Source organism: Chromatium okenii (genome assembly GCF_016583745.1).
GTDB classification, from domain to species: Bacteria; Pseudomonadota; Gammaproteobacteria; order Chromatiales; family Chromatiaceae; genus Chromatium; species Chromatium okenii.
In genome coordinates this window covers 1-24,477 of the sequence record NZ_NRRQ01000031.1, presented here as the reverse complement: position 1 = coordinate 24,477, position 24,477 = coordinate 1, and the positions used below count along the sequence as shown (strand labels likewise).

20 protein-coding genes are annotated in these 24,477 nt (G+C 51.2%); 9 read left to right on the top strand and 11 right to left on the bottom strand.

Annotated features, from left to right (window positions below; genetic code table 11):
- The first annotated feature begins 60 nt into the window (after window positions 1-60).
- Window positions 61-1,059, top strand: a complete 999-nt coding sequence (gene rsgA, locus CKO12_RS11365; RefSeq protein WP_200154864.1) for a ribosome small subunit-dependent GTPase A — start codon at window positions 61-63, stop codon at window positions 1,057-1,059.
- On the opposite strand, the gene CKO12_RS11360 is transcribed toward rsgA, so the two are convergent.
- The 3 genes from CKO12_RS11360 to CKO12_RS11350 all read right to left on the bottom strand — a co-directional run bounded on the left by CKO12_RS11360 (window position 1,052) and on the right by CKO12_RS11350 (window position 4,631).
- Complete coding sequence (locus CKO12_RS11360; RefSeq protein WP_200154863.1) at window positions 1,052-1,711, bottom strand: riboflavin synthase; 660 nt, start codon at window positions 1,709-1,711, stop codon at window positions 1,052-1,054. The genes rsgA and CKO12_RS11360 overlap by 8 nt on opposite strands.
- Window positions 1,712-1,775: 64 nt before the next feature.
- Window positions 1,776-2,684: a DUF2887 domain-containing protein gene (locus tag CKO12_RS11355; RefSeq protein ID WP_200154862.1), complete on the bottom strand. Its 909-nt coding sequence runs from the start codon at window positions 2,682-2,684 to the stop codon at window positions 1,776-1,778.
- Window positions 2,685-2,813: 129 nt separating this feature from the next.
- Window positions 2,814-4,631 (bottom strand): DUF262 domain-containing protein, encoded by a 1,818-nt coding sequence (locus tag CKO12_RS11350; protein ID WP_200154861.1) that lies wholly within the window; start codon window positions 4,629-4,631, stop codon window positions 2,814-2,816.
- A 292-nt stretch (window positions 4,632-4,923) separates the two neighbouring features.
- Here CKO12_RS11350 and CKO12_RS11345 point away from each other — a divergent pair, with 292 nt between their 5' ends.
- Window positions 4,924-8,418, top strand: coding sequence for a DUF4116 domain-containing protein (locus tag CKO12_RS11345; protein WP_200154860.1), 3,495 nt, complete (start codon window positions 4,924-4,926; stop codon window positions 8,416-8,418).
- A 139-nt stretch (window positions 8,419-8,557) separates the two neighbouring features.
- Window positions 8,558-8,938: a hypothetical protein gene (locus tag CKO12_RS11340; protein ID WP_200154859.1), complete on the top strand. Its 381-nt coding sequence runs from the start codon at window positions 8,558-8,560 to the stop codon at window positions 8,936-8,938.
- Window positions 8,939-9,101: 163 nt separating this feature from the next.
- On the opposite strand, the gene CKO12_RS11335 is transcribed toward CKO12_RS11340, so the two are convergent.
- From CKO12_RS11335 to cysE, 4 genes are all read right to left on the bottom strand, one after another.
- Window positions 9,102-9,413, bottom strand: coding sequence for a hypothetical protein (locus CKO12_RS11335; RefSeq protein ID WP_200154858.1), 312 nt, complete (start codon window positions 9,411-9,413; stop codon window positions 9,102-9,104).
- Entirely contained in the window at window positions 9,414-9,866 is a 453-nt protein-coding gene (locus CKO12_RS11330) for a Rha family transcriptional regulator (protein WP_207146351.1), read from the bottom strand.
- 843 nt (window positions 9,867-10,709) lie between these two features.
- Window positions 10,710-11,165 (bottom strand): Rrf2 family transcriptional regulator, encoded by a 456-nt coding sequence (locus tag CKO12_RS11325; protein ID WP_200154856.1) that lies wholly within the window; start codon window positions 11,163-11,165, stop codon window positions 10,710-10,712.
- 30 nt (window positions 11,166-11,195) lie between these two features.
- Window positions 11,196-11,960 carry a serine O-acetyltransferase gene (gene cysE / locus CKO12_RS11320; protein ID WP_200154855.1) on the bottom strand — a complete coding sequence of 255 codons (765 nt, stop codon included), beginning with the start codon at window positions 11,958-11,960 and terminating at the stop codon, window positions 11,196-11,198.
- Between the two features lie 208 nt (window positions 11,961-12,168).
- Here cysE and CKO12_RS11315 point away from each other — a divergent pair, with 208 nt between their 5' ends.
- Together CKO12_RS11315 and CKO12_RS11310 are read left to right on the top strand one after the other, a co-directional pair.
- Window positions 12,169-12,942, top strand: coding sequence for a TatD family hydrolase (locus tag CKO12_RS11315; protein ID WP_200154871.1), 774 nt, complete (start codon window positions 12,169-12,171; stop codon window positions 12,940-12,942).
- Window positions 12,939-13,679, top strand: a complete 741-nt coding sequence (locus tag CKO12_RS11310) for a tRNA threonylcarbamoyladenosine dehydratase (protein WP_200154854.1) — start codon at window positions 12,939-12,941, stop codon at window positions 13,677-13,679. Before CKO12_RS11315 ends, CKO12_RS11310 begins: the two co-directional genes overlap by 4 nt.
- A 126-nt stretch (window positions 13,680-13,805) precedes the next feature.
- On the opposite strand, the gene CKO12_RS11305 is transcribed toward CKO12_RS11310, so the two are convergent.
- From CKO12_RS11305 to lptG, 3 genes are read right to left on the bottom strand one after another with little or no spacing between them, the layout of a single operon-like run.
- Entirely contained in the window at window positions 13,806-14,021 is a 216-nt protein-coding gene (locus CKO12_RS11305; protein WP_200154853.1) for a FeoC-like transcriptional regulator, read from the bottom strand.
- Window positions 14,015-15,658, bottom strand: coding sequence for an apolipoprotein N-acyltransferase (gene lnt, locus CKO12_RS11300; protein ID WP_242466314.1), 1,644 nt, complete (start codon window positions 15,656-15,658; stop codon window positions 14,015-14,017). Before lnt ends, CKO12_RS11305 begins: the two co-directional genes overlap by 7 nt.
- Before the next feature lie 15 nt (window positions 15,659-15,673).
- On the bottom strand, window positions 15,674-16,741 hold the full coding sequence (gene lptG, locus CKO12_RS11295; protein ID WP_200154852.1) for an LPS export ABC transporter permease LptG: 1,068 nt from the start codon (window positions 16,739-16,741) through the stop codon (window positions 15,674-15,676).
- A gap of 143 nt (window positions 16,742-16,884) precedes the next feature.
- Here lptG and CKO12_RS11290 point away from each other — a divergent pair, with 143 nt between their 5' ends.
- The 4 genes from CKO12_RS11290 (at window position 16,885) to CKO12_RS11275 (ending at window position 21,162) form a co-directional block, all read left to right on the top strand.
- Window positions 16,885-18,387, top strand: a complete 1,503-nt coding sequence (locus tag CKO12_RS11290; RefSeq protein ID WP_200154851.1) for a leucyl aminopeptidase — start codon at window positions 16,885-16,887, stop codon at window positions 18,385-18,387.
- Between the two features lie 64 nt (window positions 18,388-18,451).
- A complete protein-coding gene (locus tag CKO12_RS11285) occupies window positions 18,452-19,702 on the top strand; it encodes a TerD family protein (protein WP_200154850.1) in 1,251 nt (416 codons plus the stop codon).
- Between the two features lie 30 nt (window positions 19,703-19,732).
- Window positions 19,733-20,392, top strand: a complete 660-nt coding sequence (locus CKO12_RS11280) for a DUF4136 domain-containing protein (protein ID WP_200154849.1) — start codon at window positions 19,733-19,735, stop codon at window positions 20,390-20,392.
- Window positions 20,393-20,466: 74 nt separating this feature from the next.
- Window positions 20,467-21,162 (top strand): HAD family hydrolase, encoded by a 696-nt coding sequence (locus CKO12_RS11275; protein ID WP_200154848.1) that lies wholly within the window; start codon window positions 20,467-20,469, stop codon window positions 21,160-21,162.
- A gap of 18 nt (window positions 21,163-21,180) precedes the next feature.
- On the opposite strand, the gene CKO12_RS11270 is transcribed toward CKO12_RS11275, so the two are convergent.
- Window positions 21,181-24,477, bottom strand: a 3,297-nt coding sequence (locus tag CKO12_RS11270; RefSeq protein ID WP_200154847.1) for a DUF1566 domain-containing protein, incomplete at its 5' end; no start/stop codon positions are given.

The window sequence follows — 24,477 nt, the reverse complement described above, 5'->3', positions numbered from 1 at the left end:
TTTAACTGACAACTGTTTTCTCAATCACCACTTTTTAATCAAAGAATTCTCCGTTTAATAATGACCAAACGCCGTCTCTCAGAACGTCAAATCGACCGTATCCGTGCCATTCAAACACGGCGGCAGCAACGTTTCGCGGCGGGTTCTGATTTGGAGCCGGAACTGACCGCCGCCACCGGAGCGCCGGAGGTTGGGCGCGTGATGGTGCGCTACGGCGCAAATTTAGCAGTGGAAACCAGCGCCGGTCAGCTCGTGCATTGTTTGGTGCGCAGCAATGTCGGGCAGCCGGTGTGCGGCGATCAAGTGATTTGGCAGCGCATCGCTGATGGGCAGGGCGTGGTCACGGCGTTGCAACCGCGCCTCACGGAATTGAGCCGCCCCGATTTCAACAATCACCCCAAGGCACTGGCGGCAAATCTCACTCAATTGGTGATTTTGCTGGCACCAGAGCCGGAGCCGAGCGGCTATCTCATTGATCAATATCTGGTCGCCGCTGAGCGGATTGGCGTGGAGGCGCTCATCGTTGGCAACAAGATGGACGTGCTCACCGATTCCGCTCGTGCTGCGTTTCAACAACGTTTTGCGCATTATCCGGCGCTGGGCTATCGCACCTTTTGGACGAGCGTTCACGCGGCAGCGAGTTTGGCGGCGTTGCGGACTGCACTGGCAGATCAGACCAGCGTGTTGGTGGGGCAATCTGGCGTCGGTAAATCGTCGTTAATCAAGACGTTGCTGCCAGATCGGGAGATTCAAATCGGACGCTTGTCACAGGCGACCGGGCTGGGTCGCCACACGACATCAGCGACGACCTGTTATCAGTTGGCGGGCGGCGGGGCGTTGATTGATTCGCCCGGGGTGCGCAGTTTCCGGCTCGGGACGCTGGCGCGGTCGGAATTGCAAGCGGGTTTCCGCGATTTTCGCCCGTATCTGGGGCAATGCCGCTTTGCCGATTGTCGTCACGATCAAGAGCCAGATTGCGCAATTCGGGCGGCGGTGGCGACGGGCGCGATTGCGGCGGTGCGGCTGGACAATTTTCATCATCTGCTGCGCACTATTTGAAACCATGTTGCTGTAAAAATTCGCGGGTCAGCGCCGACGGCATTGCCGACACAGCGGCTTGCTCGCCCAACAATAGCCGCTCTAAATACCGCGCAATTAAATCCACTTCGAGATTAACGCGAGTGCCAACCTGATACGCGCCAATGATGGTATGGGCGGCGGTGTGCGGGACGATATTCAATTCAAACGCCGCGCCATCCACCTGATTGACGGTCAAGCTGGTGCCATCCACGCAAATCGACCCTTTGGGCGCGATGTAACGCGCCAATTCTGCTGGCGCTTCAATCCGCAGCCGCCACGACCGTGCATCGGCGTGGCGCTCGCGCACCGTGCCCACCCCGTCCACATGACCGCTGACGAGATGCCCGCCGAGCGGCGTCGCCAACGTCAACGCGGGTTCCAAATTGACGCGATTGCCAATGCTGAGGCTGCCGAGCGTCGTGAGCGCGAGCGTTTCACGCGACACATCGGCGGAGAATCCTGCGCCCGTCAGCGCGACTGCGGTGAGACACACGCCGTTGACGGCGATGCTGTCGCCAAGCGCAACGCCTGCGAGCGGCAGCTCGCCGGTGTGAACAGTCAGGCGCACATCGCCGCTGCGCGGTTGGGAGTGCTGGAGGTGGCCGATGGCCTGAATGATGCCGGTGAACATAAAAAATCAATTAACCTGTGAGCAGTGGGCTTTGCAATTTCTCGTTGAAAAGAGAAATAGGGATTTAATCTAAAGAAGCGCCGAATAAAGTGACCACATCAGCAGCATCAAAAATCTGTTCCGCCCACGCTTCCAATTGCTCCGTGTTTGCGTGCTGCAAACGGACGATTGCCCAATTCGGCAAATCACCAAAGCGGCGCTGGAGTAACTTAGTGAGAATAGCGCGAGCCTCAGCTTGGCGTCCTTCAATACGGCCTTCAAAACGACCTTCTTGATGACCTTCAATACGTCCTTCAGCCAGCCCTTTTTCCATACCAATGCCAACCAATTGCTGGTATGCGCGTGTCTCTTCTAATGGCGTTGAAATATGCAACATTGTCATAACCTCTTCATAGGATTGATGTTTGTAGCGTTCCATTAACCACGATATAAACACATCCATTAACGCAGTAGCATCTGGTTCAGTACGCGCTGTCAATTGTTGCCATGCTGCCGGTGCCTGTTGTGCTAATTCCCTATTATTAGCAACTAATGGCAAAAAAGTTGCCAATAATGGATGATTTGGTTGTTCACAACGCGCCCGTTCTATTACTTCATCCAAATAGACAGATTTTAATAATAGCGGACTAATTCCTAAATGAGCTTGCCACGGCGATTCTGGTTCATCACCGCTGCGCTCAATGAATAACACCAAACCATGCACTGTGCAATTAGGATGCAATTTACGATATAGCACCAATTCCAAAACTAACCGATCATAAACATCACCAGAATGTCGGGTTTGAATTTCCAGAATATACACCGGACCGATGCCATTGTCTGGTTCAAACACATGATCAGCGCGGCGTTCCAATTCCTTGAATACAATAGAACGATCTTGATAGTTACCAATGAGTTCTAAACCGCCGGTAAGGAAACGAAATGCTTCGGGGCTGGAAGTTAATAACGTGTGAATGTGTTTATCGGTTTTCATTATAATGAACACGCCAATTCTAGCATTCAAAGTTACTTATGCCAGTGAACATGGTTTTTGCAGTCGCCAAGCAATGAAAAAACACAGTTGGGTTAAACAATGCCGATTGCATTGAAAGCACGGCGCTGTTTATTCTGGCCACCATTTCGCAAAGTCAGCAGCCAATTCATGCCCTCGGTTGATTAAATCTTGTTTCTTAAAATCTGGATCACTAGTGAGTGCAGTACCGAGCACTGTCGTCATTCTGAATCCACTCGTTTTATAAGTATTCGCTTTTGCACTAATAGCTCCATTCTGCACCGAACTGTTGAGCTTTTTCTCCAGAAGCGTCAGGTTCCCTAATAAATTCACATGCGTCTCAAAATCCTGATCGCTTTTGAATCCAAGCGCACTGGGTTTGAACATGGGGGATTGCGATAATATATGTTCAATCGTTGGGTTTTTACCCATGATGTCTCTTAATTCATCCAGCGTGTACTGGTGTTGCTGCAACCGTTCGCAGTGGTTAATAAATAATGTACGTAACAGATCAGTTTTCGTGTAATCGGTGCTCGTCAGATGGTCTATAAATTTTGCATTGCTGATTTCAAATGAATTGAACCACTTCAAATGCTCTTCTATCCCTTTCATTAACCAATCTTCATTGTTAAGACGAAATGCAAACTCCGCAGCGTGTTTTTTCCCCCCATATTTTCTAACTTTGAATAATCGCAGATCAATGATCTCCAGCATTCTCAGTACGCTGACCTTCCGTTTGGGTAACTGTTGACTGAGAAACTGCTTCTTCTCTAATTGCGCGATCACCGGATACAAAGCAACCGCCAACCCCTGAATGGAAAACAGCTTGTAGTAGGCGCTGTCGGTTTCAACCCGACAAAGAACATCGTGAAATGCTTTGATATACCCCACGAGACTATTGAAATAGCTAGAAAGATATTTGTCGATTTTATCTTGAGCGTTCTCCTGTGATCTCAGTTCATGCAGACGTACTTTGACATTAGATAAAATGTCATCAGCCGTTGGATCGTAGCTCTCTTGAGAAAAACAGATATGATGATGGCGAAGCAGATCATCTTCAGTGAATTTTTTTGAGCTGATCGTGTTAATAGCATACTTCTCGCCGATCATTTTAATCTCATCGTACCATCCAAAAATATCCGCAAATCCGCTGTTAATCGGATCATCGTAACGACGGTCGAGATATTTATCAGAAAAGTAAAATAAGAGGCTCTTCATTTTCTCCATGCGTGATAATTCTTTGCCTCTATCATTCACCGTCTGAAAAATACGAATAGCATCAGACTCGTCTTTTTCGACAAACTCTAAGATAGAAAGAGATTCAACTGATTTCAAAAGTTCCTGTAGGTTGTTTTCTCTAAACTCGCTGGTAATACTGGCAATCTTTTCAACCGATGAGTCTACACGCTGACCTTCTGATTCCAAAAGAATTTTCAGTTCTTTATTTCTGAAACCATCAATGAGATTGTTAATTTCCTCGAATGCACCTAGCAAAAACTTCTGGCTCTTATTTTGAGGCTTGAGCTGACTGACTGCCACTTCATCAGAACTCAACAGTTGAAAGTAGAACTCCCGATCATGCTTTAGTGGTGTTAATTTGAATTTCTCATGTACATCCTTGACATACAGAAAACTATAAAAGCTCTTCATCCTATTGCTGTCTGGCAGTTTCCGAATGAGACAAGCAATCAGCATCAGTAATGTGGTCAAACGCTGTTGACCATCTACCACGGTGTATTGATCGGGGTTGTTGGTTTTTGCAATAACGACCGTGCCGATATAGTGCTGTGATTGCGTTGTAATTGCTTCTTGGATGTCCTCAAACAACTCGTTCACATGTTCCTTTTCCCACGCATAGCTGCGCTGATACCTAGGTATTTTAAACACCTTTCCTGAAAAGAACGTTTGCAAAGATTTTTGGTTAGACATAGCACAAACCTCAGTTGTTAATTTGAAAAACAAGAAGATTCCAGATGACAAACGCTCACCGCCAACACTAAACAGGTTAGCTTGCGTTAAATCAAATTACTCCTTGATAAAAAAAGATGTTCTTTCTAATATCTCAGCTTGACACTGTTCCGTCAAACAGCAATTTATTGTCTGCCTCGTCTGCTAACCTGTGATGGTCTTAGCTTGCTGATGTCGTTAAGCGCAGATGGTAACTCTAACTATTTGCCAGTGTCAAGATCGTTTATTGAATCACTAACACGAGGAAAGTTTTATGCGTCATTTTGAACAAAATCAAGTTCCTGCAGCGGTTGAGCAACATGGAGAAGCGTTGGAATATATCGCTGCGGACTTAAAAGCTGATCGTGAGATCGTGCGCACTGCGATTCAGCAAAATTGGGAGGCTTTGCAATATGCCGCTGAGGAATTACAAGCCGATCGTGAGATCGTTCTCGCTGCGGTTCAGCAAAATAGCCGGGCTTTGGGATATGCCGCTAAGGAATTGAAAGCCGATCGTGAGTTCATGCTCGCTGCGGTTCAGCAAAATAGCCGGGCTTTGGGATATGCCGCTAAGGAATTGAAAGCCGATCGTGAGATCGTGCTCGCTGCGGTTCAGAAAAATGGCTGGGCTTTGAAATATGCTGCTGAGGAATTACAAGCCGATCGTGAGATCGTACTTGCTGCGGTTCAGCAAGAGGGCTGTGCTTTGCAATATGCCGCTGAGGAATTGAAAGCGGATCGTGAGATCGTTCTCGCTGTCGACCGTGAAAAATTCCTCGCTACGGTTCAGGAATATGGCTCGCTTTTGTCTTATGCCACTGCCGAATTAAAAGCCGACCGTGAGATCGTTCTCGCTGCGGTTCAGCAAAAGGGCGAGGCTTTGGAATATGCCACTGCCGAATTAAAAGCCGACCGTGAGATCGTTCTCGCTGCGATTCAACAAGATTGCGAGGCTTTGAAATATGCCGCTAAGGAATTGAAAGCCGATCATGAGTTCATGCTCGCTGCGGTTCAACACAATAGCGAGGCTTTGCGATATGCTGCTGAGGAATTGAAAGCCGATCGTAAATTTATCCTCGCTGCGGTTCAGCAAAATGGTGGAAGTTTATACTATGCCGCTAAAGAATGGAAAGCCGATCGTGAGATCGTTCTCGCTGCGGTTCAGCAAGATTACAGAGCTTTGGAATATGCCGCTGCAAAATTGAAAGCCAATCGTAAGTTCATGCTCTCTGTGGCTGCGGAATGTAAAACCGATCGTGAGATCGTGCTCGCTAAGGTTCAGCAAGATAGCGGGGCTTTGGAATATGCCAGTGCCGAATTAAGAGCCGACCGTGAGATCGTTCTCGCTGCGGTTCAGCAAGATGGCTGGGTTTTGGGATATGCCGCTAAGGAATTGAAAGCCGATCGTGAGATTGTGCTCACTGCGGTTCAGAAAAATGGTCGGGCTTTGTACTATGCCCCTGAGGAATTGAAAGCCGACCGTGAGATCGTTCTCGCTGCGATTCAGCAACAGGGCGAGGCTTTGCAATATGCCGCTAAGGAATTGAAAGCCCATCGTGAAATCGTTCTCGCTGCGGTTCAGCAAAATGGTGGAATTTTATACTATGCCGCTGAAGAATTAAAAGCTGACCGTGAGATCGTTCTCGCTGCGGTTCAGCAACAGGGCGAGGCTTTGAAATATCCCACTTATGCCGATTATACCGCTTGGGAATTGACAGCCGATCGTGAAATCGTTCTCGCTGCGGTTCAGCAAAATGGTGGAAGTTTATACTATGCCGCTTGGGAATTGAACGCGGATCGTGAAATCGTTCTCGCTGCGGTTCAGCAACAGGGCAAGGCTTTGCAATATGCCAGTGCCGAATTAAGAGCCGACCGTGAGATTGTGCTCACTGCGGTTCAGCAACAGGGCGAGGCTTTGCAATATGCCAGTGCCGAATTAAGAGCCGACCGTGAGATCGTTCTCGCTGCGGTTCAGCAGAATGGTGAGGCTTTGCAATATATCTGTGTCGCCAAGACGCGCCAAGAAATTATGCTTGCGGTTAAGCAAAATGGCTTGGCTTTGCAAGATGCCAGTGCCAAATTAAGAGCCGACCGTGAAATCGTTCTTGCAGCGGTTAAGAAAAATGGCTTGGCTTTGCAATATGCCGCTGCGGAATTAAAAGCTGACCGTGAGATATTTCTCGCTGCTTTTAAAAAAAATTCCAGTGCTTTGGAATATGCCAGTGCCGAATTAAGAGCTGACCGTGAGATCGTTCTTGCTGCGGGCTCGGCTTTGGAATATGCCGCTAAGGAATTGAAAGCCGATCGTGAGATCGTGCTCGCTACGGTTCGGCAAAATTGGCAGGCTTTGCGATATGCCGCTAAGGAATTAAAAGCCGATCGTGAGATTGTGCTCGCTGCGGTTCAGCAAGATCACGGGGCTTTGGTATATGCCGCTAAGGAATTAAAAGCCGATCGTGAAATCGTTCTCGCTGCGGTTCAGAAAAATGGTCGGGCTTTGTACAGAGCCGCTGAGGAATTGAAAGCCGATCGTGAGATTGTGCTCATGGCGGTTCAGCAAGATGACTGGGCTTTGAATTGTGCCGCTGAGGAATTGAAAGCGGATCGTGAGTTCATGCTCGCTGCGGTTCAGCGCAATGGCAAGGCTTTGGAATATGCAGAATTGAAAGCGGATCGTGAGTTCATGCTCGCTGCGGTTCAGCAGAATGGCGAGGCTTTGGAATATGCCGCTGCGAAATTGAAAGCCGATCGTGAGATCGTTCTCGCAGCAGTTCAGAAAGATGGGCGGGCTTTGCGATATGCCGCTGAGGAATTGAAAGCCGATCGTGAGATTGTGCTCACTGCGGTTCAGCAAGATTGGCAGGCTTTGTACTATGCCGCTGCGGAATTGAAAGCCGATCGTGAGATTGTGCTCACTGCGGTTCAGCAAAAGGGCGAGGCTTTGAAATATGTCGCTGCGGAATTGAAAGCCGATCGTGAGATCGTTCTCGCTGCGGTTCAGCAAGATGGCGAGGCTTTGTACTATGCCGCTGCGGAATTGAAAGCCGATCGTGAGATTGTGCTCACTGCGGTTCAGCAAAAGGGCGGGGCTTTGGGATGGGCTGCTGCGGAATTGAAAGCCGATCGTGAGATTGTGCTCACTGCGGTTCAGCAAAATGGCGAGGCTTTGAGATGGGCTGCTGCGGAATTGAAAGCCGATCGTGAGATTGTGCTCACTGCGGTTCAGCAAAATGGCGAGGTTTTGAAATATGTCGCTGATGAATTGACAGCGGATCGTGAGATTGTGCTCACTGCGGTTCAGCAAAATGGCTGGGCTTTGCAATATGCCGCTGCCGAATTGAAAGCCGATCGTGAGATTGTGCTCACTGCGGTTCAACAAAAGGGCGGAGCTTTTTTGCAAGATGCCGCTGAGAAATTGAAAGCGGATCGTGAAATCGTACTCGCTGTGATTCAGCAAGATGGCGCGGCTTTGGAATATGCCGCTAAGGAATTGAAAGCCGATCGTGAAATCGTACTCGCTGCGGTTCAGCAAGATGGCGCGGCTCTGCAATATGCCGCTAAGAAATTGCAAGCCGATCGTGAAATCGTACTCGCTGCGGTTCAGCAAGATGGCGCGGCTTTGCAATATACCGCTAAGAAATTGCAAGCCGATCCTGAGATCGTGCTCGCTGCGGTTCAGCAAAATGGCGCGGCTCTGCAATATGCCGCTAAGAAATTGCAAGCCGATTCTGAACTCATCCGCACGGCGCAGTTAAACATAAAAGAATAACTGCTCATCTTGCCCCACTTTAACCGGTGGGGTTGATTGACCAATATCTTGCCGGTCGCAACTCGCGCATCAACATCAGCAAAAATTGAGCGGCACAATCAATTCTCCCTTGTCACGATTTATTTCAGTGGTGCGATATATGCGTTGGGAACATTTTGAACCTAAAAAATCTGGCACTTGCCAATTGCAAAAAACTACAGACAACACCATCCTCAGCGGTGAATATGAACGCGGTATTGTGACCACCGGAAAAAGCCGAGTCTTTCATGGATATTATGTTCGGGTTGATATAGATGGTGAAACTGTTACTGGATTTGATCCAATTCATTCTGAAAGCTATCATTTGGCATTGCAAAACTGTAACGCGCAACTTGCGGAAAAAGATTTGCGCTTGTTAGTGGCTGGTAATGTGCCTGAGTATTCAGAATCAGCAATGAGTGGCGGTTCAGGATATGGATATCTGCCCGGTCATAAAAAGGCGATCGATATAATGACCAGCTATCCATTAGATAACGGTTAAAATATGGGTAATGCTCCGCGCAATAAACATAAATAGCTTTTTAGCTCTTTGCAAAGCATTAAAAGAGTTTCGTTGTGTTGAGCGGGGCATTGCCATGATGATGCGCTTGAATTGCCAGAAAAATTGCGCTGCCATTCAATCACAGCGCAATCATGGCACGCTGTTACTGCGGTTTTAATTGAGACTTGTTATAACGAAAGCGTTTGCCTTCCAATAACGGCGATTCACACATATAGCGCGTGGCTTGAATCGCATCATCAAGGAATACCTGCACTGCGGCGGCAATGTCGCTCTCAAGATAACCATAGGTGGCGACTTCATTGCCATCTTCAGCATGATGAATGTAGGGCGTGGTTGGCACTTCAAGACGATGTAAAGCGAGATGAAATACTTCTGCTGATAACCCTATCCCGTATAAAACATGCGCCTGCGAGCGAGATAAATAACCCTTCGGGACGCCATTGCGATGTTGCAATTACAGTTGAATACGAACAAAGGAACAGCCTAGTATTTTTTCTATATGTTTTTGTCTATCGTTGTCTTTTGATCTGTTGTGCTTATGATCTGGCTCGTCTATTTCATAAGCAATGTTGTTGATAGGATCATAACCATCAATACGATAAGACAACACTTTATATTGTCTTATGAGTTTTATTTTCAAAAGCTGCTCTATCGTTTTTAATGCAGCCTCCTCTTGCAGTCTGTTGGGAACACGCTGCAAACCTTTATAACGCTCTAAAATTAAATTGTAGGAAAATTGGTCGAGGATAAATTGACGGTACTCGCGTGGTGGATCGCCTGAAATATAAGTGCTTGATTTGAAGCCACATTTCAGTTCTGGGCTGAGTGATTCAAGAAGCACGTCGATGTCACGGAGGACGTGCTTATGTTGTTTGCCGGTCAATTCGGCGACTTCACGGGAGGTCATTGAAACAGCGGGGACACTGAAATTGTCCATAATAGAATTCCACATATTGATTTCGACACAACCTGAGAGATCAGGCTACCGGGAGGGTCGAACGGCTATGTGAGACCGCGTGGGTGTTTCTAGGGCATAACCTTAGTCTTGTATTTCCCACACTCCCGGCGCACCTAAAACTTAAAGTGATCGGGTATAAAAAACCGCTTGTCTGACGGGAGCGGGTTCCGCACATAGCTTAGAGGATTCGACGCCTCTTAAAGTGGATAAAAACACGAATGCTGCTGCGGTGTCAAGTGTGATTGATGATTGTGATGAGACGGTGAATTGAGAGGACAACGACCTGCGGAATTAAATTGCAAGTGTTTATAACAGAAACCTTTTAGAGTTGTGCTATAAACACCGTAATGAATACACCAGTCGGGAGGGTGAGACGGTCAAAGTTCCGCGTGGTTATTCCTGATTTGCACCAGTATTGTATTTGCCACACTCCCGACCAGCGATTAAAAAACTAGAACTGTTAGATATTGAAAATACCGAATTACTACGGCGGTCAGGAGGGTAGCAACGGCTCAAAAGGGCACCGCTTGCAGCTTTTCAGGTTTCCCAGTGTTGTATCGCTGCAAACTCCCGACCATTGAAATTGGGCGGGCGAAAAATACCGCTTAACTGACGGGTGCGGATTCCGCGTATAGCTTAGAGGATTCGACGCCTCTTAAAGCGAATAAAAACACGAATGCTGCTGCGGTGTCAAGTGTGATTGATGAGTGTGCAATGATAAAAACAGCATAAAAAAAGCGACCGCGTAATGGGTCGCTGAAAAAGAAAACGGCAGCGGCAGCGTCTCTTTGCTTATTGCATTATTTTAGCGCGTTGGCTTGACCGTTTTACAGTGCTGGGTGGCGCGTTGTGTCGATCCAGTAAATTCTGCAAATTCACTGCATTGAGATAACTATCAATGCGTTCATTTAATTCATACCACAGCGCATGAGTTAAACAAGGTCGATTGTTTTGGCAATTCCCCGCCCCGCCGCAGCGCGTTGTATCAAGATTATCATCGACGGCGCGAATCACATCAGCCACTGAAATCTCCGCTGGCGGTCGCGTTAATAAATATCCGCCGCCGGGCCCGCGCACACTGCGGACGAGCTGACAACGCCGTAATTTGGCAAATAATTGTTCTAAATACGAGAGCGAAATCACTTGCCGCTCCGCAATATCCGCCAGCGGAATTGGCCCTTGCGTTTGTTCAATTGCTAAATCCAACATTGCAGTCACGGCATAACGCCCTTTGGTGGTCAATTTCATTCAATGTTCTCGCTCAAATCCGCATGGACATCACGCCGGTGGTGGAAGCGTCGTTTCCAATACCACCGCATCTAAATCAGCGTCGTGCTCGAAATGTGGCACCGCTTGCCCGTGTTCCAATGCCAGCGTCAACGCTTCCAGCCGCTGATCCATGTGATGAATGTGATCGAGCATCCGATTGATCGCATTGGCAATGGGATCGGGCGCATCGCGGGTCGCGCCATACGCATCAAAACCGATGCGTTTGGCAGTGTCAGCGCGGCGTTGTGCCGCCGCATCGCTGGCGGGTTCAATAATCCGCCCCGGCACTCCCACCGCCGTCGCGCCGGCTGGCACCGTTTTGACGACCACCGCATTCGAGCCAATCCGCGCCCCGTCGCCAATCTCAATCGGGCCGAGCACCTTTGCACCCGCACCCACCACGACATCGCGCCCCAACGTCGGATGACGCTTGCCTTTTTGCCAACTGGTGCCGCCGAGCGTGACGCCGTGATACAGCGTGCAATCGTCACCAATCACCGCCGTCTCCCCAATCACCACGCCCATACCGTGATCAATAAAAAAGCGCCGTCCAATCACCGCCCCCGGATGGATTTCAATACCCGTGAACAGGCGAGCGATATTCGCCACTGCCCGCGCCAGCCATTTGAAATGCTGTTGCCACAGGCGATGCGCCAGCCGATGCGCCAGCACGGCATGAAAGCCCGGATATAGCGTGAGAATTTCAAAACGATTCCGCGCTGCCGGATCGCGGTCAAACACGCAGGCGAGGTCTTCTTGTAAGCGTTCAAACATTCCAAACCGTCCTTCAATGCGATTTCAGTTGTCACAGTGGAAGTTGTGTGCTTTATTCACAAGTTCATATTAAGAGTGACGCCATAAAAATACAACGTATTGATTTGATTGACAGTTATCAATTCACAACAGCAATGCAATCACCGCACCTGTTGCGCATTCCACCCGCAGCATTTTCTCTCGCAAAGAGCAGCTTTTACTCGTGAACATGACGTTAATTGACACCCACTGCCATCTGGATCACAGCGTCTTTGATCTGGATCGTGCCGCTATTTTGCGCCGCAGCGCCGCCAGCGGGGTATGCGCAATTGTGGTGCCGGGCGTCACGGCTGCGCATTGGTCGCAGGTGCTGGCGCTGTGCGCAGCGCCGCCGCCAAACGGGCTGGCGCTGTATCCGGCGTTGGGCGTGCATCCGCTGAGTTGCGCCGCTTATCAGGATGCAGATTTGCAGGAATTAGCGGCAGCGGGGCGACGGCAGCCGCTGGTGGCAATCGGCGAGATTGGGTTGGATTTTTATGGCGGCGACGCGGCAGTCGCGCAACAGAGACTGTTTGAGATGCAGCTTGAGATTGCACAAGAGCTTGATTTGCCAGTGTTATTGCATGTGCGCCGGGCACATGACGCAGTGTTGTTGACGCTGCGGCGCTTTCCGCACCTCACCGGCATCGTTCACGCCTTTAACGGGAGCTGGCAGCAGGCGCAGCAGTATTTGGCGCGAGGCTTCAAATTGGGATTTGGCGGAATGCTGACTTTTACACGGGCGACAAAATTGCGCCGACTGGCTGCCGAGTTGCCGCTGGAGGCGCTGGTGTTGGAAACCGATGCGCCAGACATGTCCGGCGCGGCACATCGCGGCGAGCGCAACAGCCCGGAATATCTGCCCGAAGTTCTCGCCACTCTCGCCCAATTGCGTGACTGCGCGGCGGCTGAACTCGCTGCGATCACGACCGCCAACGCTCGTGCGGTGTTGCGGCTGCCATGAGCGCCAATTCTGAGCTGCCGCTGTACGCCCGCACGCACATTTTGGTTGGTGAAACGGGCATTGAACGGCTGCGCAGCAGTCATGTGTTCATCGCCGGCTTGGGCGGAGTGGGCGCATTTGCTGCCGAGGCGCTGGCACGCGCTGGCGTGGGGGCGCTCACGTTGGCGGATCACGATCTGGTCACGGCATCAAATCTGAATCGGCAACTGCTGGCGCTGCATTCGACGTTGGGACGGCGCAAAACCGAGGTCATGGCCGAGCGCATTGCGGACATCAATCCGAGCTGTCAGGTGACGCTGGTGGAGGAGTTTCTGACTGCGGAGACGTTGGAGCCGCTGCTGCGGGCGGGGAATTTCACGGCGGTGATTGATGCAATTGACAGTTTGAACAGCAAGCTGGCGCTGTTGGAGCTGGCGCTGCGCAGCGGAGTGCCGATTGTCAGCAGCATGGGCGCGGGTGGGCGCTTGGATCCGACGCAGGTGCAAATCAGCGAGTTGGCGCTGACGCAGAACTGTCCGCTGGCGCGGCAGGTGCGACAACGGCTGCGACGGCGCGGCGTGACGGAACCGTTGACGGTGGCGTGGTCGAATGAACTGCCGCGTCCGCCGTTGCCACCAGAAATGTTGGAGCGCGGACGGGCGCGAGCGGTGAATGGGAGTGTCAGTTATGTGCCGGCGTTGTTTGGATTGATGCTGGCGGGAGTGGTGATAGAACGCATTGCGGCGGCGGCGAATTGAGTTGTCAGTTAAAAACTGAAAATTTGATGATGAGTTGTCACTTTTTTTTAATTGCCGGATTAAAAAATAACCACTCATCAATAACGCGCTTCACTGACAACTGACAACTGACAACCGACAACTTTTTTAACCCACCCATTCGTACAATTCAATCTGCGCCGGATCGCAACTGGTGCAGCCACCGCAAGGCGTGTGCGCAGGCAATTTGCGAATGCGCCCCCGCTGTTCCAACAAATCCAACATCCCGCGCAGTGCCTCCGGCGCAATGTCAAACCGATATGACAAATCGCGCACCGCCGCCCGCTGTTGAGTGCGTAAATACTGAGATAATTCAGTCAGCATCTGTTCCGTTCCTCTGGTTGTGAAGCATGTTTTCTCATGTCATGGCGTTCCAACAACACGGCTATTCCCCACAGCAACAGGCTCAAACCCAGCGCCAGCCCATTTCCCCAGCCGATAAAGGGCGTTGCGCCGCTGCGCGGTTGCACGACGGCGCTGGCGCTGCCGCGCCGGAAGGTCGGGACGCTGGTGAGGATGCGGCCGCGTTCGTCGATGATGGCGGAGATGCCGGTGTTGGTAGCCCGCAGCAGCATTCGTCCGGTTTCTAAAGCGCGAAAGCGGGCGATTTGCAGATGTTGGTGCGGGGCGAGCGAGTCGCCAAACCAAGCGTCATTGCTGACGTTGATGAGAAATTGCGCTTCCGGCAGCGCGGCGGCGACTTCGTGCGGAAAGGCGTCTTCATAACAAATGGATGCGCCAGCTTGCCACTTGCCGACTTGCAGCAGCGGACGGGCGCTGGTGCCGGCGCTGAAATCGGACATCGGCACATCAAACAATTCTGCCAACGTCCCCAGCACAAAACGCAGCGGGATGAATTCGCCAAACGGCACCAGATGGCGTTTGGCATATAACGCTTCATGGCTGCCGATACTCAATAAGCCGTTGTAATACTGACCCGTTTTGAGATTGAGCACCGGCAAACCCAGCACGATTTCTGCGCCTTCCTCCCGCGCTCGTGCGGCCAACGGCGTGAGCAGCGGCTCGCGCACGTCGTGCAAAAAGTCGGTCAGGGCGGTTTCTGGCCACAGAATCAGCGCCGCGCCAAACTGCTCTCGCGTCAGCTCCAAATATGCCTGCGCGATCTGCACACTCGCCTCCGGCGTCCATTTCAGCGCCTGCGGGATGTTGGCTTGAACGACGGCGGCGGTGAACGGGGCACCGCTCGGCTGCGTCCATTGCACCGTTTGCAACGCGCTGCCGCCGAGCCAGAGTGCGGCGAGGCTGGCGGCAGCCAGCCAACGTCGCCATCCGCGCCAATGCAGCCCGCCCCAAATCAAGCTGCCAGACAGCGCGACGAGCAGACTCACGAGGTAAACGCCGCCGATGGGCGCGTAGCCAGCGAGCGGTGAATCCAGTTGGCTGTAGCCGAGGTTGAGCCACGGAAAGCCGGTGAACAGCCAGCCGCGCACCCATTCGAGGAGGAGGTAGCTGGCGGGGAGAATGAGAAAGAAGTTGGCAGTGGTCAGTTGGCAGTTGTCAGTCGGTGTTGTGAGCGCGTTTGCTGCAATTGGCGCTGCCGGTCGCGCTGTTCTAAATCGCCTTGCCAATTTCACCACCTGATCGCTGACCACTGGCGACCGCGCCAGCCACCCGCTCACTCCGCTATACAGCGCCAATACTGCGATAAACACTGCCGTCAATAACCACGCCAGCCAAGTGTCGATATTGCCGAATTCATTCAGGCTGATCCGAATCCACCACACGCCACCGCCGAATAAACCAATTCCGAATAACCAGCCGCGCCAAAATCCTTCGCGGGGCGTGGCATTGCGCAGGCTGTGTAATAAGCCAGCAAATGCCAATGGTGCCATGAAAAACCATGCAAAAGGCGCAAAGCTCAATACCATTAACGCGCCACTGAGAAAGGCAATCAGATTCGGCGCTTGTCGCCAAGTGTTGACTATTAACCGCACGCTCATTGTAATTCCTTAGCTTTAACGTTCACTGATGCGCTTTAATAATAACAGCGCACTGCCAATAAATAATAACGGCGGAATAATTGCCGCAAGAAAGGGATTCATGCCAAATAACAGCGCCAAATAAGCTAAGGTGCGGCTGATGACGTAATAAAAAATGCCAATTAAAATGCCAATAAACAGTCGTCGCCCCATGCCCGTGCTGCGCGATGATCCCAGCAGCAACGGCGTCGCCAATAAAATCATCGACAAGGTCAGCAGCGGATGTACCACCTTGCCCCAAAATACCACCGCATATCGGCTCGCATCTTGTTGATTGAGCGTCATAAAGTGGATGTAGCGATACAGCGCCCACACCGGCAGCAGTTGCGGATCAGCAATCACGATCTTGAGCAATTCGGGGTTGAGCAGCGATTCCCAGCCCATCTGCGCGAGGCGCTCCACCGTCACTCCCGCTGCGCTGACCCGACTGCGGGCGATGTCGCGCAACTGCCAGCTTCCGGCGTGATAGTGCGCAGCGGCAGCGTGAGTCGTGATTAAGGTTCCCGTCGCCGTATCAACTTGATAAATAAAAATATCTCGCGCTTCGGTGCCGCTGCGCAGCTCGCGGATGTTGACGTAAGCGCCGTCCGCAACTGCCCACAATCCATCTGGCACCAGCGGCTGCTCCGCCGCCAGCGCTTCGCGCCGCAGCGTCGCGCCGTAGTGTTCCGTCACCGGCGCGATCACCTCGCCGAGCAGCACTGCGACCAGCGCCAGCACCGCGCCGCCCAACAATCCCGCTCGCACAATCTGCCAAATCGACATCCCCGCTGCGCGCAGTGCCACCAATTCAGAGCGACTCGCCAGCGTGCCCAATCCGATCAATGCGCCAATCAAGGTCACAATCGGAAACAGTTGATAGGCATAACGCGGCAGGCGCAGCGTCATCACCAGCAGCGCCTCGGTCAAACCGTAGTGCGCCGTGCCAATCGCGTCGAGATCGTCCGCCAGCAGGATCACGCCCAACAGCGGCAACAGCACTGCCAGCGTCAACAGCGTGCCGCCGATCACCGCGCCAGCTAAATATCGCTCAATAATTCGCAAGTCAGTCTGCGCCAGTTAAAGTGAAGTGAATCAGCACTGCCGATTCTACGCGCCTGATCCCGCAGCACTCGTGTCAGCGCGTCAACTAGAATCAACCACCACGCTCCGGCGTCTTTTGAACACTCAACACAGGAACCTCCCAGATGAACTGCACTCTCCTTACCGGCGACCTCGCCAACCATGCCACGCCGTGCCTTGTGCTCGGCGTCTTCGCCCAAGAACCGCTGACCGGCGCAGCGGCTGCAATGGATCGCGCCAGCTCCGGTCAGCTCGCCGCGCTGTGGCAGAAGGGCGATCTCAGCGGTGATGCCGGTCGCACCTTGCTGTTGTATGCGCTGCCCGGCGTCGCTGCCGAACGCATCTTGTTGATTGATTTCGGGAAAAGCGCGGAATGCACCCGCGCTAAATATCGCAAAACCCTGACTGCCGCTATCGCCGCGCTCCAGCAGTTACACGCGGGCGCTGCCGTGCTGGCGCTGCCGGAGCAGTTGCCAGAAGGTCTTGATCTGTACGCCGCCGTCCGCGATGTCGTCACGCTCGCTGCTGCGGGCACCTATCGTTACACCCGCACCAAAACAGATAAAAAAGCACCCAAGATGCCGCTCACCGCGCTGGCGCTGTGGCTGGCAGCGGATGCGGAGATGCGCAGTGCCGAGCTGGCGCTCACGCATGGCACGGCGTTGGCAGCGGGAACGCAGCTCGCCAAAGAGCTGGGGAATTTGCCGGGCAATATCTGCACCCCGACGTATTTGGCAGAACAAGCTCTCGCGCTGGCGGAGCAATTTGCGGCGTTGACGGTGGACGTGCTCGACGCGGCGGCGATGGCGGAATTGGGCATGAACGCGCTGTTATCGGTCGCTCGCGGCAGTCGTCAACCGCCGAAGTTGATCGTGCTCAATTATCGCGGCGGCGCTGCGGACGCCAAGCCGGTGGTGCTGGTCGGCAAAGGTCTGACCTTTGATGCGGGCGGCATCTCGCTGAAACCGGCCAACGAGATGGATGAAATGAAATACGACATGAGCGGCGGCGCGAGCGTGTTGGGCGTGATGCAGGTCGCGTGTGCGCTGCAACTGCCGCTCAATCTGATCGGCGTGGTGCCCAGCTCGGAAAATCTCCCCGACGGCGATGCCAATAAACCCGGCGATGTCGTCACCAGCATGTCCGGTCAAACGATTGAAGTGCTCAACACCGACGCCGAAGGGCGCTTGATTCTGTGCGACGCGCTGACGTACTGCCAACGCTTTGATCCTGAAGTAGTTATTGACGTCGCTACCCTGACTGGCGCGTGCGTGATCGCGCTCGGCAAACACGCCACCGGACTGTTTTCGCCCGATGACGCGCTGGCGGCAGAGCTGCTGGCGGCTGGCGACCGCGCTGGCGACCGGGCGTGGCGGATGCCGCTGTGGGAAGACTATCAGCAACAAATCGACACCAATTTTGCCGATATGGCCAACGTGGGCGGGCGCGAAGGTGGCGCAATTACTGCCGCCTGTTTTTTAGCGCGGTTTACTAAAACTTATCGCTGGGCGCATTTAGATATTGCGGGCGTGGCGTGGTTGAGTGGCAAAGAAAAAGGCAGCACTGGACGTCCAGTCGGATTATTAACGCAATTTTTATTAAATCATTGCGCTAACGGTGCGGGATAATTAACAATCAACAGCCCCTTTTTTAGCAAAGAGGGGCTAAAAATTACTGACACGGAATCAAACAATGGCGATTGAGTTATTGCAGGGCGCAAATGCAGCAATTAGCGAGCAGCACATCAGCATTACGATTAGCTGGCAAACCACCGCGATTGAAGCGGATGCCAGCGCCTTTTTAATTAACAGCAACGGCAAGATAAGAACTGATGAAGATTTCATTTTTTATAATCAAACGACCAGCGCCTGCGGCGGTTTAACGCTTGCCACCACCACGCACAATCACCGCCAATTCCGCGCCCGCTTAAATCAACTGCCTGCCGATATTGTGAAAGTGATTTTCACCATGACCATTGCCACCGCAGCGGATGCAACGGGTTGTCCGCATTGCGGCATGATGGAACAGCTTTTGATTCAAATGAGCACGGCTGCGGGTAATGAATTGCTGCATTTTCAACCGAAAATCATGGGTAAAGAACGGGCGTTAATTCTCGGCGAACTGTATCGGCATCAAGGCGGGTGGAAATTCCGTGCCGTTGGTCAAGGTTATAATGGCGGTTTAGATATTTTAGCACATTCATTTGGCGTCAACATTCAAGCGGCGGCGGTGAGCAATCATGTTGATCCGCATCGCGTTGAAAGCAACAGCCGCGCTGCATCCAAACAGGAATGGACAAAAAAAGCGGCAACCTTACAACACAACTTGCGGGCTTTTTTACCGCAAATTAACTCCGCAGTGACGAATGGCGCGAATGAAAGCAACACCCGCATGATTTTAGATCGGATTTTGATTGATGTTTTTGGGTATTCAATGGATGAAGTGAAAGCCGAGCAGAAAATTCAAGGGCGCAAAGCGGATTATGTGTTAGCGATTGATGGCGTGGATGTGATTGTCGGCGAAAGCAAGCGGGCGGGATTAACGCTGCGTGATAAACATATTTTTCAAGCCACCTCTTACGGTGCTTATTCTGGCATCCGCTGGGCATTATTAACCAATTTGTCAACATGGCAGATTTATCATATCTCCACCCAAAACATCGTTGATGCGACGCTGGTGTTTAGCGTTGATTTATTGCCAGATATTCGCGTGGAAGACTGCGAGCGCCTGTTATTGATGACGCGCTTTGGCATGGCACAACCGGAAGCGTTGGAACAATACTGGCGCGAGGTCAACGCCTTGACGCGAGACAGTTTAATTCAAGCGATTTTAACGGAAGATGTGGTCAATAGTATTCGCACTGTTATCAAACGCGATACTGGCTGCGACTTTGATAACGACACCGTGCAACAGGTGTTAGTGGATGTTTTGATTCATCCATAACCGCTGCAATTTTTAAGGATTCAAGCCAAGATGATAAGCATCACCGGGTGTGGACGCGCCGCAATCAGCGCAGTATTGCTTTTATTCCTCACTGCTTGCGCCACTGGCGTGAATTCTGTTTGGAAAAATCCAGCGTTACCCGCAGCGCCATATCAACAGTTAATTGTAGTTGGCGTTGCGAATCAAGCGAAAGTGAAGGATGTTTATGAAGGAAACTTTATTCAAGCCTTCAAAACAGCGGGTTTAGAAGCACGTCCCAGCTCGGCATTGCGCTTAAAATCAAAACGCGATAAAAATAAAGGGATGCAAAAAGCCCTGCTTCGCGCTGGTGCAGATGGGTTATTAGTGACGCATTTAATTGCGGAAGCAACAAAAAGTACGACTCCGCCGCCATTGCGCACCGATACCGTGCCTGCTAACTATCAACAACTGTTGTCTTATTATCAGCAAATCCAACGGGATATGGTTCGCCCGGGCTATTATACGAATTGCCAAGAATTGCGGTTAGAAACGAATTTATATGATGCAAAAACTGGCGCGTTAATTTGGTCGGGGCGCTCGCAACCATTAGACCCTGATTCCGAACAAACCATCAGCCAAGTGATGAATCAAATGATTGCGCAATTACGCGCTGATGGTGTATTACCAGCCATGAAAGCTGCGCCAACGACTCCGCAATCGACTTTTTAACACTCTACAACGCACGCGATTGAAACGTATCAATACTACAAAAAACAGATTGACACTCTCACGGGTTTTCATCAATGACATATCAACGCGAACGCTTAATTATTTTAGATGCTGACGGCACCACCATTAACGCTTTTGATGCGATTGCGGCGACGTTTTCCCAGCTCGGCATGGAACTGGGAGATTTAGAAACTTTCCAAAAACGTCGCCACCTTTTCAAATATCTCGGCGGCGTCAAAATGTTGCCAAAAAACTTGAGTCGCCAATTCAGTAAACGTAAACGCAACATGCTGCTTGAAACCCTCACGGAAATCTATCGCCACGACGCACAATTGTTTGCGGGCATTGCGCCTTTATTACAACAATTGATTGCCGCGCCGCAATTGCGCGTTGGCATCGTCACCCGCAATATCACACAACACCCAGAGGAAACGCTGCGGCTTTTATTTGCGCGGCATCAGATTGACACGGAAGCACTGGATTTTTTAGTGCATATTCCATTGAGTCAAGAAAAGACTGCGCACTTTCGCGTGATTCGTGAACAATTCAATATCAATCCGGCGTGTGCTTTTGCTTGCGGCGATGAACGTAAAGATTATCGCGCAGCAGTCGGCGCAGGAATGCACCCGTTTATGGTGTCGTATGGTTTTGAAGATCATCAGCATCTCACGCTAAAAGCTGGCATTCCTGAAGAATTAATCGCTCGCACTCCTGCCGAATTATGCCAGCGCGTGAATCATGCGTTTGATTTGAATCTCCCGTCTTTTTGAAAAAAGCACTTCTTTTCGCTACAGACTGCGCACAAGGCGAACGTGAAGGGTTGTGGTGCGAGCCAGCGAGCCAAGATAGCCATTCGGATATAAATACCACGCATTGCGGGCGTATAACGCAAAGGGCGTACTTGACCAAACCGCAGCTGCGGGCGCATTCGGAAAATAACCGCTATTAAGTTTTGATGCGCCGTCGCGCTCGTATTCAATTAACGTTTGCAATTCTTTAATGTTGGGCAGCCGCCAATCGGAATAATTCGCTAAATTAGAATTGCTGGCGGTCACGAGCGCCTGTTCCCAAGTCATTACTGTTGCAGTGCCCGTGCAAGTATTGCCAGTTTGACCTTCACTGCATTTTGCCCACATTAACCCGGTATTGGTTTGAGAAATGGTGCCGTTTTCGTTATCCACAAACACATTACTGGCTGGCGCACCGCGCACGAGGCGCAAGTGATATTTTTTATTGTGTTTGCCGTAATTGGCAGCGCCGTTGCTAAAATAGAGAAACCATGCATTGCCCGATATATCAGAGCTGGTTGATTCTGACCAGAATCCCAAGGTGCCTTTATTTAAATCAGAAAAATAGCTGGTTACAATTGCCGGTTTAAGAATCACGTGTTGATAATTCACGATGCCGGTGAGTTCTTTAATATCAGGCACCCGCCAATCACTAAACCCGCACAATTGCACTGCGTTAACCTTTTCGACATAAGCCAGCCGCTCTGTCCATTGATACAGCAATTTGTTATCACGACTGCCGCCATCTTTGGTTTTGATTTCCCAAGTTAAGCCGGTGACATTATCGCGCACACAAGCATGATTGGTGGCGGTTGCTAGTAATGCGTTGCCGTTATTATCCAATTTAGTGAAATCAAATTGATTGGTGCCGTATTCAGCATCTTGGCGCGGAAAACCTGCAACCGGACATGGCAAGCGATTGGCACTGGCATTGCCGCAGGTGTTAATACCCGTGTCATTTAGTCCCAAAGTTGCAGCACTGTGGCGAAAAGTTGCAATAACAGTTTGCGCGGCGGTTAATTGCAATGTACACGCGCCAGTGCCAGAACAAATGCCGCCACTCCAGCCGGTAAATGTGGAGCCAGTTGCAGCGGTGGCATTCAAAATAACCTCGGAACCGCTGGCAAAATCCGCAGTGCAATTGGTACCGCAATTGATTCCGGCGGGAGTGCTGGTAATCGTGCCGATGCCAGTGCCTGTGGTAGTCACGGTGAGCGCGATGGGAATAGCAGTGAAGTTTGCAATGACGGTTTTATTCGCAGTGACATTGGTTAATGCGCAGGTTGTGCCGGTGCAGTCGCCACTAAAATTAGCAAAGGTATAACCAGAATTAACGGCTGCTGTGCAATTTGTTGCACCGTTATATGCTACCGAGCTAGGTGAACAACTCACTGAACCGCCTACAGTTGGATTGGCGGTTGCGGTGATTGAATAGGCGTTTAACGTGAAGTTTGCCGTCACGACTTTATTGGTAATGACATTGGTTAATGCACAAGTTGATCCCGTGCAGTCGCCACTAAAATTAGCAAAGGTATAACCAGAATTAGCAGCTGCCGTGCAATTTGTTGTACCGTTGTATGCTACCGAGCTAGGTAAACAACTTACCGAACCGCCCGCAGTTGGATTAGCAGTTGCACTGATTGAATAGGTATTGACCGTGAAGTTGGCGGTAACGTTTTTATTGGCAGTGACATTGGTTAATGCACAAGTTGATCCTGTACAGTCGCCACTAAATCCGTTAAACGTATAACCGGCATTTGTAATCGTTGTGCAATTTGCAGAATCGCCAGATGTTACTGGATTCGGTGAACAACTCACTGAACCGCCCGCAGTTGGATTAGCGGTGGCAGTAATTAAATAGAGTGGTGTGAAATTCGCCGTCACTGCTTTTGCGGCAGTGACATTCGTTAATTCGCACGTTGTGCCGGTGCAAGCGCCCGTGAAATTGGTAAAAACATAACCGGCATTAGGTGTTGCCGTGCAATTTGCTGAACCGCCCGCAGTGACCGGATTGGGAGTGCAATTGATGGTGCCGCCGGCGACGGGATTAGCGGTGGCAGTAATTGAATAGAGTGGTGTGAAATTCGCCGTCACTGCTTTTGCGGCAGTGACATTCGTTAATGCGCATGTTGTGCCGGTGCAAGCGCCCGTGAAATTAGTAAAAACATAACCCGCATTAGGTGTTGCTGTGCAATTTGCTGAATCGCCAGCAGTGACCGGATTGGGAGTGCAATTGATGGTGCCGCCGGCGACGGGATTAGCGGTGGCAGTAATTGAATAGAGTGGTGTGAAATTCGCCGTCACTGCTTTTGCGGCAGTGACATTCGTTAATTCACACGTTGTGCCGGTGCAAGCGCCCGTGAAATTAGTAAAAACATAACCCACATTGGTTGTGGCAATGCAATTTGCTGAACCGCCAGCAGTGACCGGATTGGGAGTGCAATTGATGGTGCCGCCGGCGACGGGATTAGCGGTGGCAGTAATTGAATAGAGTGGTGTGAAATTCGCCGTCACTGCTTTTGCGGCAGTGACATTCGTTAATGCGCACGTTGTGCCGGTGCAGGCGCCCGTGAAATTAGTAAAAACATAACCCACATTGGCCGTGGCAATGCAATTTGCTGAATCGCCAGCAGTGACCGGATTGGGAGTGCAATTGATGGTGCCGCCGGCGACGGGATCGGCGGTGGCAGTAATTAAATAGAGTGGTGTGAAATTCGCCGTCACTGCTTTTGCGGCAGTGACATTCGTTAATGCGCACGTTGTGCCGGTGCAAGCGCCCGTGAAATTAGTAAAAACATAACCCACATTGGCCGTGGCAATGCAATTTGCTGAATCGCCAGCAGTGACCGGATTGGGAGTGCAATTGATGGTGCCGCCGGCGACTGGATCGGCGGTGGCAGTAATTAAATAGAGTGGTGTGAAATTCGCCGTCACTGCTTTTGCGGCAGTGACATTCGTTAATGCGCACGTTGTGCCGGTGCAATCGCCCGTGAAATTAGTAAAAACATAACCCACATTGGTCGTGGCAATGCAATTTGCTGAACCGCCAGCAGTGACCGGATTGGGAGTGCAATTGATGGTGCCGCCGGCGACGGGATTAGCGGTGGCAGTAATTGAATAGAGTGGTGTGAAATTCGCCGTCACTGCTTTTGCGGCAGTGACATTCGTTAATGCGCACGTTGTGCCGGTGCAAGCGCCTGTGAAATTGGTAAAAACATAACCCGCATTAGGTGTTGCCGTGCAATTTGCTGAATCGCCAGCAGTGACCGGATTGGGAGTGCAATTGATGGTGCCGCC